This window comes from Achromobacter sp. FW305-C-28, from assembly GCF_058783235.1.
In genome coordinates, this window is record NZ_JBYSYL010000010.1 from 41,535 (window position 1) to 56,621 (window position 15,087).

10 protein-coding genes are annotated in these 15,087 nt (G+C 66.8%); 7 read left to right on the top strand and 3 right to left on the bottom strand.

What is annotated here, in order from left to right; all coding sequences use genetic code 11:
* The first annotated feature begins 2 nt into the window (after positions 1–2).
* The 7 genes from AC3WMR_RS22500 to AC3WMR_RS22530 all read left to right on the top strand — a co-directional run bounded on the left by AC3WMR_RS22500 (position 3) and on the right by AC3WMR_RS22530 (position 10,342).
* On the top strand, positions 3–1,568 hold the full coding sequence (locus AC3WMR_RS22500) for an ABC transporter substrate-binding protein (RefSeq protein WP_492265168.1): 1,566 nt from the start codon (positions 3–5) through the stop codon (positions 1,566–1,568).
* Between the two features lie 50 nt (positions 1,569–1,618).
* On the top strand, positions 1,619–2,560 hold the full coding sequence (locus tag AC3WMR_RS22505; protein ID WP_492265167.1) for an ABC transporter permease: 942 nt from the start codon (positions 1,619–1,621) through the stop codon (positions 2,558–2,560).
* Positions 2,561–2,569: 9 nt separating this feature from the next.
* A complete protein-coding gene (locus AC3WMR_RS22510; protein ID WP_025139396.1) occupies positions 2,570–3,475 on the top strand; it encodes an ABC transporter permease in 906 nt (301 codons plus the stop codon).
* A gap of 5 nt (positions 3,476–3,480) precedes the next feature.
* A complete protein-coding gene (locus tag AC3WMR_RS22515) occupies positions 3,481–5,169 on the top strand; it encodes an ABC transporter ATP-binding protein (RefSeq protein ID WP_492265166.1) in 1,689 nt (562 codons plus the stop codon).
* A gap of 26 nt (positions 5,170–5,195) precedes the next feature.
* Positions 5,196–6,605, top strand: a complete 1,410-nt coding sequence (locus AC3WMR_RS22520) for an amidase (RefSeq protein WP_492265165.1) — start codon at positions 5,196–5,198, stop codon at positions 6,603–6,605.
* 76 nt (positions 6,606–6,681) lie between these two features.
* Positions 6,682–8,157 (top strand): M81 family metallopeptidase, encoded by a 1,476-nt coding sequence (locus tag AC3WMR_RS22525; protein WP_492265164.1) that lies wholly within the window; start codon positions 6,682–6,684, stop codon positions 8,155–8,157.
* A gap of 214 nt (positions 8,158–8,371) precedes the next feature.
* Complete coding sequence (locus AC3WMR_RS22530) at positions 8,372–10,342, top strand: DUF945 family protein (RefSeq protein WP_492265163.1); 1,971 nt, start codon at positions 8,372–8,374, stop codon at positions 10,340–10,342.
* A gap of 186 nt (positions 10,343–10,528) precedes the next feature.
* On the opposite strand, the gene gcvP is transcribed toward AC3WMR_RS22530, so the two are convergent.
* The 3 genes from gcvP to gcvT form a co-directional block, all read right to left on the bottom strand.
* Positions 10,529–13,402, bottom strand: a complete 2,874-nt coding sequence (gcvP, locus tag AC3WMR_RS22535; RefSeq protein WP_492265162.1) for an aminomethyl-transferring glycine dehydrogenase — start codon at positions 13,400–13,402, stop codon at positions 10,529–10,531.
* 97 nt (positions 13,403–13,499) lie between these two features.
* Positions 13,500–13,877, bottom strand: a complete 378-nt coding sequence (gene gcvH / locus AC3WMR_RS22540) for a glycine cleavage system protein GcvH (protein WP_025139390.1) — start codon at positions 13,875–13,877, stop codon at positions 13,500–13,502.
* Positions 13,878–13,972: 95 nt separating this feature from the next.
* Positions 13,973–15,073 carry a glycine cleavage system aminomethyltransferase GcvT gene (gene gcvT / locus AC3WMR_RS22545; protein ID WP_492265161.1) on the bottom strand — a complete coding sequence of 367 codons (1,101 nt, stop codon included), beginning with the start codon at positions 15,071–15,073 and terminating at the stop codon, positions 13,973–13,975.
* Positions 15,074–15,087: the final 14 nt, after the last annotated feature.

Genomic DNA, 15,087 nt, shown 5'->3' on the forward strand with positions numbered 1-15,087 from the left:
TCATGCTCAAGTTTGTCCGCGCGGCCGCATTGGCCAGCGCCACCCTGCTGATGGCTCACGGCGCCTACGCCGAGACCGTCATCAAGTCGGTGATGCACTCGCCTTTGCGCCTGACCGACCCGCACGCCACCACCGCGTACATCACGACGTGGCACGGCTACATGATCTACGACACGTTGCTGGCCACCGATGCCGACAACAAGATCCAGCCGCAGATGCTGGAAAAGTGGGATGTCTCGGCCGACGGCAAGACCTACACCATGACGCTGCGCCCGGGCCAGAAATGGCATGACGGCAAGCCGGTGACGGCCGAAGACTGCGTGGCGTCCATCAAGCGCTGGGCCGCGGGCGATGGCATGGGCCGCACCCTGCTCAAGTTCACGGACAAGATCGAAGTCATCGACGACAACAGCTTCCGTATCGTCATGAAAGAACCCACGGACCTGGCGCTGCGCGCCCTGTCCAAGCCCACCGGCACGGCGCCGTTCATGATGCCCAAGCGCATCGCCGACCTCGCCATTGGCCAGCCCATCACCGACATGACCGGCTCGGGCCCGTTCAAGGTCATCGAGTTCAAGCCGGGCGTGAAGACCGTCTACGCCAAGAACACCGACTACGTGCCGCGCAAGGAACCCGCCAGCGGCCTGGCCGGTGGCAAGGTCGTGAACGTGGACAAGGTCGAATGGGACGTCATGCCCGACGCCCTGACCACCGCCAATGCGCTCCTGGGCGGCGAAATCGACTTCGTCGAGCAGTTCCCCTATGACCTGTTGCCGATGATCGAAGGCAACAAGGACCTGAAGGAAGAATCGCTCAGCCCGGTCGGCTACTTCACGATGTACCGCTTCAACTTCAAGTACCCGCCCTTCAACAACAAAAAGATCCGCCAGGCCGCCATGTACGCCATCGGCCAGGAAGACGTGATGAAGGCGCTGGTGGGTAATCCCAAGTACTGGAAAACCTGCGCATCGCTGTGGGGCTGCGGCACGCCGCTGGAATCCGACATCGGCAAGGACGTCGTGGTGCCCTCGAACATCGAGAAGGCCAAGGCCCTGCTGAAGGAAGCCGGCTACGACAACACCCCCATCCTGGTGATGCACGCCACGGACGTGGGCACGCTGTCGGCCCAGCCGGTGGTGATGGCCCAGGCCCTGCGCAAGGCCGGCTTCAACGTCAACCTGGCGGCGATGGACTGGCAGAGCGTGGCCACCCGCCGCGCCTCGAAGGCGGCGCCGGCCGAAGGCGGCTGGAACATCCACAACACCAACTGGTACGCCACCGACGTGATGGACCCGGTGCGCTCGGCCCCCGCCGCGGCCAACGGCGACAATGCCTGGTTCGGTTGGCCCGACTTCCCCCAGGTCGAGGAACTGCGCACCAAGTTCGCGCTGACTTCCGACCCGGCCGAGCAGAAGAAGATCGCCGACGAGCTGCAGCGCATCGGCATCGACGAAGGCCTGTACGTGCCGCTGGGCCAGATGTCCGTGCCCACCGTGTACACGACCAAGCTGTCCGGCCTGGTGCATGCACCGGTGTTCGCGTTCTGGAATGTGAAAAAAGCTCCTTGAGGAGCGATTAGGGCCTGCCTTCGGGCAGGCCCGGATTCTGGGGGAATTACATGCTGGCATTCGTTTCACGCCGGCTCCTCGCGACCATCCCCGTACTGGTGATGGTCGCGGTGGTGGTCTTTGCGATATTGCGTGCGGGCTCGGGCGATCCGGCCATCATCATGGCCGGCGACGGCGCCACGCCTGAACGTGTCGAACTGATACGTCAGACGATGGGCCTGGATAAACCGGTGGTCCAACAATTCTTCATCTGGGGCGGCCGGCTGTTGCAGGGCGACCTGGGTACCTCGCTGATGTCCGGCGTGCCGGTCACCAAGCTCATCAGCCAACGGCTCGAACCGTCGCTCAGCCTGGCGATACTGACACTGATCTTCACCCTGATCGTGGCGATTCCGCTGGGCGTGCTGGCGGCCTGGCGCCAGGGCCGGCTGCTGGACCGCGCCGTGATGGGTTTTTCAGTGCTGGGCTTCTCGGTGCCGGTGTTCGTCACCGGCTACCTGCTGATCTGGACCTTCGCCATCAAGCTGGGCTGGTTCAACGTGCAGGGCTACGCGCCACTGGCCAACGGCTTCTGGCCCTTCCTGCACCGGCTGATCCTGCCGTCGCTCGCGCTGTCCACGGTGTACATCGCGCTGATCGCGCGCATCACGCGCACCAGCGTCATCGAAGTCATGGGCGAAGACTTCATCCGAACCGCGCGCTCCAAGGGCCTGACCGAAACCGGCGTGCTGCTGGGCCACGCGCTGCGCAATGCGGCCGTGCCCATCGCCACGGTGGTGGGCCTGGGCATCGCGCTCTTGATCAGCGGCGTGGTCGTGACCGAATCGGTCTTCAACATTCCCGGCCTGGGCCGGCTGGTGGTCGAAGCCGTGCTGGCGCGCGACTACCCCGTGATCCAGGGGCTGACGCTGTTCTTCGCGTTCGTCTACGTGTTCATCAATCTGGTTGTCGATTGCGCCTACACGGTGTTCGACCCCCGTATCCGATACTGAGGCCACGCCATGCAAACGCCAACCGACGCCGCCGCGCAAGCGGCCGCCGACCTCCCCGGAGGCGGCAATCCCCACGTCACCGCCTGGCGCCAGATCCGCCAGGGTCTGCGCAGCTGGCCAGTCATGCTGGCCCTGGTGGTGCTGGCACTGATCGTCGCCATCGCCCTGTTCGCCCCGCTGCTGGGCACCGTGGACCCGACCCAGATCAACCCGGGCGCGCGCCTGAAGCAGCCCTTCACCGATTATCTCTTTGGCACCGATGCCTTTGGCCGCGACGTCTGGTCGCGGGTGGCCTACGGCGCCCGCATCTCGCTCATCGCGGGCCTGGGCGCCGCCGTCGTCAGCGTGGCCATCGGCCTGGTGATCGGTGTGATCGCGGGCTGGTTCCGGTCGCTGGACGGCTTCATCATGCGCACCATGGATGCCATCATGGCGATTCCCGGCATTCTGCTGGCGATTGCCCTGGTGTCGGCCACCGGCGCCAGCCTGATGACCGTGCTGATCGCCATCACCATCCCGGAAATTCCACGGGTGGTGCGGCTGGTGCGCGGCCAGATCCTGACCGTGCGCGGCGAACCCTATGTCGAGGCCGCGCTGGCCCTGGGTACGCCGCTGCCGCTGCTGCTGTGGCGCCACATGGTGCCCAGCACCGTGGCGCCCCTGACCGTGCAGGGCACCTACGTGTTCGCCTCGGCCATGCTGACCGAAGCCATCCTGAGCTTCCTGGGCGCGGGCATTCCGCCCGAGATCGCCTCCTGGGGCAACATCATGTCCGAAGGCCGCATGTATTTCCGCATGCTGCCTGGCCTGATCCTGTTCCCGGGCCTGTTCCTGTCGCTGACCGTGCTCAGCGTGAACATCCTGGGCGACGCGCTGCGCGATGCGCTGGACCCGAAAATGGTGCGCAGGATCTGATGCCGATGACCTACTCTCCTACTCCCCCCGCGGGCGATACCTCGTCCGCCGTCCTGGCCATCCGCAACCTGTCGGTGGAAGTCGCCGGCGCCGGCAACCGGGTCGTGCGCAACCTGAGCCTGGACGTGCACGCCGGCGAAACCGTCTGCGTGGTCGGCGAATCCGGCTCGGGCAAATCAGTGACCTCGCTGGCCGTCATGGGCCTGTTGCCGCCCGGCGTGCTGCGCATCAGCGCGGGTTCCATCCGCGTCGAAGGCGAAGACGTCGCCACCGCCACGCCGCGCCGCCTGCGCGAGCTGCGCGCCACCCGCATGGCCATGGTGTTCCAGGAACCCATGACCGCGCTGAATCCTGTGCACACGGTGGGCAAACAGGTCGACGAAGTGCTGCGGCTGCATCGCCGCATGTCGGCCGCCGAACGCCGCGCCAAGGTGCTGGAGATGTTCCGTTCGGTGCACCTGCCCGATGTCGAACGCATTTTCGACGCCTACCCGCACCAGTTGTCGGGCGGCCAGCGCCAGCGCATCGTTATCGCCATGGCGCTGATCCTCGAGCCCAAGCTGCTGATCGCCGACGAACCCACCACGGCGCTGGACGTCACCACGCAGAAGCAGATCCTGCTGCTCATCAAGGAACTGCAGGTCAAGCACAAGACGGCCGTGCTGTTCATCACGCACGACTTCGGCGTGGTGGCCGAGATTGCCGACCGCATCGTGGTGATGAACCGCGGCGACCTGATCGAAAGCGGCACGCGCCATGAGATCCTGGCGGAACCCAAGCAGTCGTATACGCGGCGCCTGGTGTCGTCCGTGCCCAGCCTGGTGCCGTCGCGGCGCGACGCGCCCGCCGGCCAGCCGGTGCTGCACGTCAAGGGACTGGGCCGCACCTATGGCGGCAAGCGCGCGCTGCTGTCGCGCCGCGCGCCGCAGAACGTCATCGCCGCTTCGGACGTCAACCTGACGCTGCGCAAGGGCGAGATCCTGGGCATCGTCGGCGAGTCCGGCTCGGGCAAGTCCACGGTGGCGCGCTGCATCGTGCGCCTGATCGAGCCCACCGCCGGCCACATGATGATGGGCGGCGAAGACCTCAGCACCTTGTCCGGCGCGGCGCTGCGACCGGTGCGCCGCCGCATCCAGATCGTGTTCCAGGACCCGTATCGGTCGCTGAACCCACGCCGCACCGTGGGCGAATCCATCATCGAAGGCCTGCTCAATTTCGGCATGCCGCGCGAAGAGGCCCTAAAGCGCGCGGGCGAAACGCTGACCGTGGTCGGCCTGAGCCCCGACGCGATGCGGCGCTATCCGCACCAGTTCTCGGGCGGCCAGCGCCAGCGCATCTGCATCGCGCGCGCGCTGGTGATGGACCCGGAAATCCTGGTGGCCGACGAAGCCGTGTCCGCGCTGGACGTGTCCGTGCAGGCGCAGGTGCTGGAGCTGCTCGAACAGGTGCGGCAGCGCACCGGCGTGGGCGTGCTGTTCATCACGCATGACCTGCGCGTGGCCGCGCAGATCTGCGACACCATCATGGTCATGCAGCGCGGCAAAGTCGTCGAGACCGGCACCGCCGAAACCGTGCTGACGGACCCCCGCCACGAGTACACCCGCGCCCTGATCGACGCGGCACCCGGACGCGACTGGGACTTCCGCAATTTCCGGCCCGTCGCGGCCGGCCAGACGCCCGTGGCCACCGCCTGACGCGCCCTCACCCACTGGAACCCGCCATGCCGCAACCGCACGAACTCTCGGCCCAGGAACTGCTCTCGGCCTATCGCAACAAGACGCTGTCGCCCGTCGAGGCCACGCGTTCGGTGCTTGACCATATCGAGCGCTGGGAACCGCACATCCACGCCACCTACGCACTGGACCCGGAACAGGCGCTGACCCAGGCCCGCGCCTCGGAAGCGCGCTGGATGAAGGGCGAACCCCAGGTCTGCGGCGGCTACACGCTGGACGGCGTGCCCGCCACCATCAAGGAAAACATCGCCACCCGCGGTGTGCCGGTGCCGCTGGGCACCGCCGCCACGGATTTGACGCCCGCCACGGCGGACGCGCCGCCCGCGGCCCGCATGCGCGAGGCCGGCGCGGTCGTGCTGGGCAAGACCACCATGCCCGACTACGGCATGCTGTCTTCGGGCCTGTCGAGCTTTCATGAACTGACGCGCAACCCCTGGGACATCACCAAGAACCCCGGCGGTTCCAGCGCCGGCGCGGGCGCGGCGGCCGCCGCGGGCTACGGCCCGTTGCACATCGGCACGGACATCGGCGGCTCGGTGCGCCTGCCGGCCGCCTGGTGCGGCATCGCCACGCTCAAGCCCAGCCTGGGCCGCATTCCCATCGACCCGCCGTTCATGGGCCGCTGCGCCGGCCCCATGACCCGCACCATCACCGACGCCGCGCTGATGATGGGCGTGCTGTCGCAGCCCGACGTGCGCGACCACATGAGCCTGCCGTTCCAGGATTTCGACTGGCTCAACCTGACCCAGGACGTGCGCGGGCTGCGCATCGGCCTGTTGCTGGACGCCGGCTGCGGCCTGCCGCTGGACCCGGAAATTCGCCAGGCCGTCGAGGCGGCCGCCCGCCTGTTCGAGGCCGCCGGCGCCATCGTCACGCCCATGAATCCCTGGATGACGCCCGACATGCTGGACGGCGTCGACCGCTTCTGGCGCACCCGCTCGGCCATCGACCTGGGCGCGCTACCCGAAGCCCGCCGCGCCAAGATCCTGCCCTTCATCCGCACCTGGGCCGAAAGCGGCGGCGGCCAGTCCGGCGAAGCCGTGTTCCGCAGCTACTACGACACCCTCAACGTGCGCGCCAAGACCGTGGCCGCATGCGCCCCCTACGACTACGTGCTGTCGCCCGTGGCGCCCGTGGTGGCCTACAACGCCGAGTGGGCCGCGCCCACCAATGAAGTGGCCACCACCATGCATCACATCGGCTACACCCTGCCCTACAACATGAGCGAGCAGCCCGCCGCGTCCGTCAATTGCGGCTACACCCGCGCAGGCCTGCCCATCGGCTTGCAGATCGCGGGCGCGCGCTTTGACGACCTGGGCGTGCTGCGTGTGGCGCACGCCTGGGAGCGCATGCGCCCGGCACAGCACCCGTGGCCCCAGCCGCCCGGCGCGGCCTGATTCCTTCCGTGGGCCGGCCTTTCCGCCGGCCCCGTCACTTTCCGGTCTTTCCCCTTTGGCAACCACAGGAATCCCCATGCGTTGGCTTCTGGCAATGATCAAGCACGAGACGAACACCTTTTCGCCCGTGCCGACCCCGCTGTCGCGTTTTTTCCGCGGCGCCCCTGACATCCTCGAAGGCGAGCGCGCCATCCGCGCCTACGAAAACACCGATAGCGGCCTGGGCGGCTACATCGAAGTGGCGCGGCGTGTCGGCGCCGAGATCGTGGTGCCGGTGGCCGCCGAATCCTGGCCCAGCGGGCCGGCCAGCAGCGACACCCACGAAGCGCTGTGCAAGCTGGTGCTGGACCAGGTCAAGCGCGGCGGCTTCGACGCCATCCTGCTGGACCTGCACGGCGCCATGGTGGCCGAGGGCGTGGAAGACGCCGAAGGCGACCTCTTGCGCCGGCTGCGCGAGATCGACCCGAAGACGCCCGTGGCCGTGACGCTGGACATGCACGCCAACATCTACGCGGACATCGTCGACCATGCCACCGTCATCAGCGGCTTTCACACCTACCCGCACGTCGATATCCGCGAGGCCGGCGTGCGTGCCGCCAACGTCATCGTGCGCACGCTCAAGGGCGAGATCAAACCGGTCATGACCTGGGCCAGCAAGCCGATGCTGCCGCACGTGATGTGCCAGGGCACCCATGCCGAACCCAACAAGTCGCTGCAGGACCGCTGCAAACAGCTCGAGGCTGGCGGCGTACTGGCCGCCTCGGTCTTTGTGGGCTTTCCGCATGCGGACATCCGCGAAGCGGGCCTGAGCGCCGTGGTCTGTACGGACGGCAACCTGGGCCAGGCCGAGCAATACCGCGACGAACTGCTGGACCGTGCCTGGAACGATCGCGCCAAGTGGGTCTTCCACCCCGAACCGCTGGCCCCCACCGTCACCCGTGCCAAGGCGATCGAACACGGCCCCGTCGTGCTGTTGGATCACTTCGACAATACCGGCTCGGGCGGCACCATGGACACCACCGCCGTGCTGGCCGAGGTGCTGCGCCAGGAACTGGACAACGTCGTCTTCTACGCGATTTGCGACCCGCAGGCGGCCCGCGAGGCGGCCGCGGCCGGCGTGGGCAACACGATCACCCTGGCGCTGGGCGGCAAGGTGCCGATGCCCGCCATCAAGCAGGCGAGCGAGCCGCTGACGGTCACGGGCCGGGTCAAGCTGGTGTTCGATGGCGTCTATCTGAATCGCGGCCCCATGTACCGCGGCGTGCGCAACGACACCGGCCTGACGGTGGTGATCGATACGGGCCGGGTCGAGATCGTGGTGGTGTCGCGCCACCAGGAGCCCTTCGACATCAATTGCCTGCTGTCGGCCGGCATCGACCCGCTGCAAAAGCACTACGTGGTACTGAAAAGCCGGGTGCACTGGCGCGCGGGTTTTTCCGACATGGCCACCGACGTCATCGAATGCACCGGGGTGGGCGTCACCACGTCCGACTACGGCCAGCTGGAATTCAAGCACGTGCGACGCCCCATCTACCCGCTCGATCCGCTCTGAAACCGGTTTTGTCGACAATATGGCCGGCGCCCGAGGGCGCCGGCTTTCATTTTGAAATCTTCGGTAACTGGGCGCACTCTCCGCGCGCGATTTGCCTCGTTATACTCGCCCCGGTCCTTACAGGGCGATGAATCCGACATTGCCGCTGCCCGCCTGTTTCACGGCGTTCGGCCGCGGTCGGATCAGACTCGATAATCAACGACAAAGCAAAACGATGAAAAAGAGCGTAGCGATCACCTTAGCCGTGGTCATAGTGGGAGCGGGTAGCTGGGTTGGCGCCACGTGGTACACCGGCAAGCGCATTGAAGAAAGCGCCCAGCGCCACCTGGCCGAAACCAACGAAAAGCTGGCCAAGATCACGCCTTTGTTCGGCCTGCGCATCGACCAGCTCAAATACGAGCGCGGCCTGTTCTCCACCCAGGCCCGTTACGGCCTGTCGTTCGTCAAGAACGACAAGAGCCCGCAGGAAATGCCCGACGGCATGGTCGAATTCGATGCCAAGATCGAACACGGCCCGTTCCCCAAGAGCGCCCTGGCGCGCGGCGCCATCGCCCCCAAGCTGGCGTTCTTCCATGCCGAACTGGCCAAGACGGACAACGTCAAGCCCGTGTTCGAGCTGACCCGCGACGTCTCGCCCCTGATCACGGACGCCGTGGTCAGCTTCGGCGGCAACACCGCGTCGACCTCGAAGATCGCGCCGGTCAAGATCACCCACGAAGGCAACTCGGTCGACTTCAGCGGCATGACCATCACCGGCGCCTTCGACCGCAGCCTGCAGGGCGTCACCGCCCACGCGCAGACCGACACGCTGGCCGTGGACGGCACCAAGGGCAATGACCCGATCAAGCTGCTGCTGTCGGGCCTGTCGATCGACGTCGACAGCCGCATGGGCAAGTTCGGCCTGTCCGTCGGCGATTCGGGCTTCAAGATCAAGCGCACCGAGGTCGTCAAGCCTGATGCCGACGTCAAGCTCAGCCTGGACAACTTCGGCTACACCGTCAAGGTCGCCGAAGACGACAAGACCATCAACGTGCAGGCCGCCTACCAAAGCGGCGACATCATCGTGAACGACGTGGCGCTGGGCAATGCCCAGGCCGTGATCAAGCTGGCCAAGCTGGACGGCGCTGCAGTCAAGCAGCTGTCGGACACCTACAACCAACTGATCCGCCAGTACATGGCCGATACGCGCGACGAAGGCCTGAACGACGAACAGTTCCAGGTGCTGCTGGACAACGCCGGCAAGCTGCTGTCGGGCAACCCGTCGTTCAGCATCGATCCGATCAGCTGGAAGACCGCCAAGGGCGAAAGCAAGCTGACGTTCTCGCTGGACCTGGCCAACCCGCCCAACGCCAAGGACCTGACGCCGCAGGAAATCATCGTCAAGGCCATCAAGCAGATCGACGCCACCCTGGTGATCTCCAAGCCGATGGTGCAAGACCTGATGGTGCAGTACGCCGTCAAGAAGGAAGGCCTGGCCGCCGACAAGGCCGCCGAGGAAGCCGCCGACAACGTGCGCAGCATGTCCGGCATGGCCGAGATGTTCAACGTGGGCAAGAACGAAGGCGACAACATCGTCGGCAAGTTCCACTTTGCCGACGGCATGGGCGACCTGAACGGCAAGAAGATCCCCGCCGACGAACTGTTCTCGGGCCTGCTGGGCTCCGTGGGCATGAACCCGAGCATGACGGACGACGAAGAAGAAGAGTCCGAGCCCGCCGTCGGCGCCACGTCGATGGACGGCGACACCGCGTCGGCCTCGGCCGGCGAGACGCTGCAGGAATTCAACGTCGACATGGTCGTCAGCATGCTCGACGACATGGGCTACACCACGCGCAAGACCGACGGCGACGAAGGCCCCGTGCTGATCCTGGACGCCGGCAGCACCGGTGCCACCGACCTGCGCATGGAATTCCTGTGCAATGACTTCACCGAGAAGTGCTACGACCTGGTCGTCACCGCCACGTACGCCACCAAGAAGCCCGCCTCGCTGAAAGCCATCAACGCCTGGAACCGCGAATACCGCTGGACCCGCGCCTACCTGGACGACAAGAACCAGGCCGTGCTGCAGATGGATATGAACGCGGAAGGCGGGATCGGCAAGAACAACCTGCAGATCCTGATCAACACGTACTTCAGCATCACCGAAGACTTCGCCAAGACCTTGACGGCTGCGCCGGCGAAGTAAGCCGCCCGCCGTCATCCGCCCCTCGCGGCGGCTGGCACGACAGACCCAGGGCCGCACGCAAGTGCGGCCCTTTTTGCATCGGCGCGCAGCAGCCTGGACGCCACGCATGAAAAAGCCCCGGCTTGAAACAAGCAGGGGCTTTGGCATTGCCGGCCGGACCCGCCTCGCGGCAGGCCCGTCACAGGTTTACGCGTAGGCTTCGATCGGCAGGCACGCGCACACCAGGTTGCGGTCGCCGTAGGCGTTGTCCACACGGGCCACCGGCGGCCAGTACTTGGCGTCGCGCAGGGAAGCCACCGGGTAGGCGGCCTGCTGGCGCGGGTAGGCGTGCAGCCACTCTTCGGCCAGCAGCATCTGCGCGGTGTGCGGCGCGTTCTTCAGGACGTTGTCTTCGCGATCGCGTTCGCCGCGTTCGACCTGGGCGATTTCCTCGCGGATCGAGATCATGGCTTCGATGAAGCGATCCAGTTCGGCCACGCCTTCGGATTCCGTCGGTTCGACCATCAGCGTGCCGGCCACCGGGAAGCTCATGGTGGGGGCATGGAAGCCGTAGTCCATCAGGCGCTTGGCGATGTCTTCGGCGCTGATGCCGCTGGTTTCCTTGAGCGGACGCACATCCAGGATGCACTCGTGCGCCACGCGGCCGTTACGGCCCGCGTACAGCACCGGGTAGTGGTCGCGCAGGCGGGTGGCGATGTAGTTGGCGTTCAGGATGGCCACTTCGGTGGCGCGGCGCAGGCCATCGGCGCCCATCAGCGCGATGTACACGAACGGAATCGGCAGGATGCCGGCCGAACCGAACGGCGCGGCCGAAACCGGGCCGACCTTCGCTTCACCGGGCAGCTTGCCCTGTTCGTTGACCACGCCCGGCAGGTACGGCGCCAGGTGGGCGCGCACCGCCACGGGGCCCACGCCCGGGCCGCCGCCGCCGTGCGGGATGCAGAAGGTCTTGTGCAGGTTCAGGTGCGACACGTCGGAGCCGAACTTGCCCGGCTGCGCCACGCCGACCATGGCGTTCATGTTGGCGCCGTCCAGGTAGACCTGGCCGCCGGCCTGGTGGACCAGGTCGCAGATTTCAGTCACGGCTTCCTCGAACACGCCATGCGTGGACGGGTAGGTGATCATCAGCGCGGCCAGCTTGTCGCCGACCTGTTCGATCTTGGCGCGCAGGTCGGTCAGGTCGACGTTGCCGTTGGCATCCGAGGCCACGACCACGACTTCCATGCCGGCCAACTGGGCCGAGGCCGGGTTGGTGCCGTGCGCCGACGACGGGATCAGGCAGATGTTGCGCTGGTGCTGGCCGTTGGCCTGGTGGTAGCCACGGATGGCCAGCAGGCCGGCGTACTCGCCTTGCGCGCCCGAGTTGGGCTGCAGGCTGATGTTGTCGTAGCCGGTGATTTCGCACAGCGCGGCCGACAGGCGGGAGATCAGCTCGTTGTAGCCCTGGCTTTGCGAGCCGGGCGCGAACGGGTGGACCAGCGCGAATTCGGGCCAGGTGATGGGGATCATCTCGGCCGTGGCGTTCAGCTTCATGGTGCACGAGCCCAGCGGGATCATCGTGCGGTCCAGCGCCAGATCCTTGTCGGCCAGCTTGCGCAAGTAGCGCAGCATGTCGGTTTCGGATTGCACGCTGGAGAACACCGGGTGCTTCAGGATGGCGCTTTCGCGGGCCACGGCGGCGGGAATGCCGCTGGCGGCCACGGCGTCGAGCGCGTCGACGTCGAGTTCGACGTCATCGCGCTCCAGGCCGGCGGCGAACACGTTGACCAGCGCTTGCAGGTCGGCGGCGGTGACGGTTTCGTCCAGCGAGACGGCCAGGCGGGCACCGTCGACGCGGCGCAAGTTGATGTGCTCGCACTCGGCGGCCGTCAGGATGGCCGGGGTGGCGGCGCCGGTTTCCAGCAGCAGCGTGTCAAAGAAGGTGTCGTTGGCGACCTTGATGCCCAGCTTGCCGAGTTCGGCGCGCAGGATGGCGGTGTAGCGCTGCACGCGATGGGCGATGCGGCGCAGGCCGGCCGGGCCGTGCCACACAGCGTACATGCCGGCCATGACGGCCAGCAGCACTTGGGCCGTGCAGATGTTGGACGTGGCCTTCTCGCGGCGGATGTGCTGTTCGCGCGTTTGCAGCGCCAGGCGCATCGCCGGGTTGCCCTGGGCGTCCTTGGACACGCCGACCAGGCGGCCGGCCATGTTGCGCTTGAAGGCGTCCTTGCAGGCCATGAAGCCGGCGTGCGGGCCGCCAAAGCCGAACGGCACGCCAAAGCGCTGGGCCGAACCGACGGCGATGTCGGCGCCCCACTCACCGGGCGCGGCCAACAGCGCCAGGGCCAGCAGGTCGGTGGCAACGGCCACCACGGCGCCTTGGGCGTGGGCGGCGTCAGCCAGCTTGCGATAGTCCGACACCGAACCGGTGCTGTGCGGGTATTGCAGCAGCACGCCGAAGCACTCCGGCAGGCCCTCGGCTTCGTCGCCAATGGCGATTTCGATGTCCAGGCCTTCGGCGCGCGTGCGCACGACTTCGATGGTCTGGGGATGCACGTGGCGCGAGATGAAGAACACCGGGCTCTGCGACTTGGCGCCGCGGCGGGCCAGCGTCATGGCTTCGGCGGCGGCGGTGCTTTCGTCCAGCAGCGAGGCGTTGGAGATGTCCAGCCCGGTCAGGTCGGCGACCATGGTCTGGTAGTTCAGCAGGGCCTCGAGGCGGCCCTGCGAGATCTCGGGCTGGTAGGGCGTGTAGGCCGTGTACCAGGCGGGATTCTCGAGAATGTTGCGCAGGACCACGTTGGGGGTCTGCGTGCCGTAGTAACCCTGGCCGATGTAGTTGCGAAAGACCTTGTTGCGGCCGGCGATCTGCTTCAGTTCGGCCAGCACGTCGGCTTCGCTGCGCGAGGGCGGCAGCGCCAGCGGGGCCTGGCTGCGGATCTTGGGCGGCACGACTTCTTCGATCAGGGCGTCCAGGCTGGCGCTGCCGATCACGGCGAGCATGGCGGCCTGGTCGGCGTCGGAGGGGCCGATGTGGCGGGGAATGAAGTCGGTGTGGGTGTCTAGGGCGCGCGACATGGAGGGATCTCGGGGTAGCAGGTGTCGTCGGGGGACGAACGGTGATGCATCTTGCGGACGGGCGCGGCGCCTGGCGCCGCCGCCCGTCCGGACAGGCTTAGCCGTTGGCGACGGCTTCGTAGCCGGCAGCGTCCAGCAGCTTGTCGGCATCGGCGGCGTTGACCGGCTTGATCTTGAAGATCCAGGCGGTGAAGGCCGATTCGTTGATCAGGTTGGGGTTGCTTTCGAGTTCGTCGTTGAATGCAACGATCTCGCCGGCGACCGGGGCGTAGATGTCCGAGGCGGCCTTGACCGACTCGACCACCCCGGCGGTTTCGCCCGCGTTCAGCTTGGCGCCGACCTTGACGTCGCCGACGAAGACCAGGTCGCCCAGTTGGTCCTGGGCGGTATCGGTGATGCCGACGACAAACACGTCGCCTTCGGCTTTGACCCATTCATGGGACTGGGTGTACTTGCGATCGGTGGGCAGACTCATGGGAACTCCTGAGGGATTCGAGTAGAAGAATGGTGTTGCGCGCCTCGCGCCGGCGGCCCGCCCGTCACGGGGGCCTGCGGCGCGAAGCTTCGAGTTTACGAGTGTTCGACGGCTTTGCCGTTACGGACAAACGGCAGTTTGCAGACCAGGGCGGGCACCCATTTGCCGCGGATGTCGACCTCGACCGTATCGCCCACGGCCACGCCTTGCGGCAGGCGGGCAAAGCCGATCGATACGCCCAGCGTGGGCGACATGGTGCCGCTGGTGAGCTCGCCGGTGCCCTGCGCGGTGCGCACGGCCATGTGGGCGCGCATGACGCCGCGCTCCTGCAGCTTCAGGCCGACGAAGGCGGCGGGCGTGGCGAATTGTTCCAGCGCATCGCGACCGATGAAGCGGCGCTCGGGGTTTTTCAGGGAAACCGTCCAGGTCAGCGCGGCTTGCCCGGGCTGGGTCAGTTCGTCCATGTCCTGGCCGTACAGGTTCATGCCGGCTTCCAGGCGCAGCGTGTCGCGCGCGCCCAGGCCAGCCGGGCGCACGCCCTGGGCGACCAGGTCGCGCCACAGCTGCACGGCCTCCGTAGCAGGCAGCACGATTTCAAAACCGTCTTCGCCGGTGTAGCCGGTACGGGCCACCAGGGTGTCGTCGCCGATGCGGGCGGCCACGAACGGGGTCAGCGGCTCGCTGGCGGCCTGCCAGGCGGGGCGCGCAGCCCAGACCTTGGCGCGGGCATTGGGGCCCTGCACGGCGATCATGGCCAGGTCGCGGCGCGGCGTGATGGTGACGTCGAACTTGCCAGCCTGCTTGACGCGCTGCATCCAGGCCATGTCCTTGTCGGCGGTGCCGGCATTGACCACCACGCGCCATTGGTCGGCGGCGAAGAAATAGACGATCAGGTCGTCGATGACGCCGCCCTGCGGGTTCAGCATGCAGGTATAGAGCGCCTTGCCCGGCACCGTCAGCTTGGCCACGTCGTTGGCGACCAGGTACTGCAGGAAGGCAAAGGCATCCGGGCCGGTGACGTCGGCGTTGAGCATGTGCGAGACGTCGAACATGCCGGCATCCTGGCGCACCGCGTGGTGTTCTTCCAGTTGCGAGCCGTAGGCCAGGGGCATGTCCCAGCCGCCGAAATCGACCATGCGGGCGCCAGAGGCGATGTGTTCGTCGGCCAGCGGGGTGCGTTTGAGGGTTGCGGACATGCGCGGGTACTCCG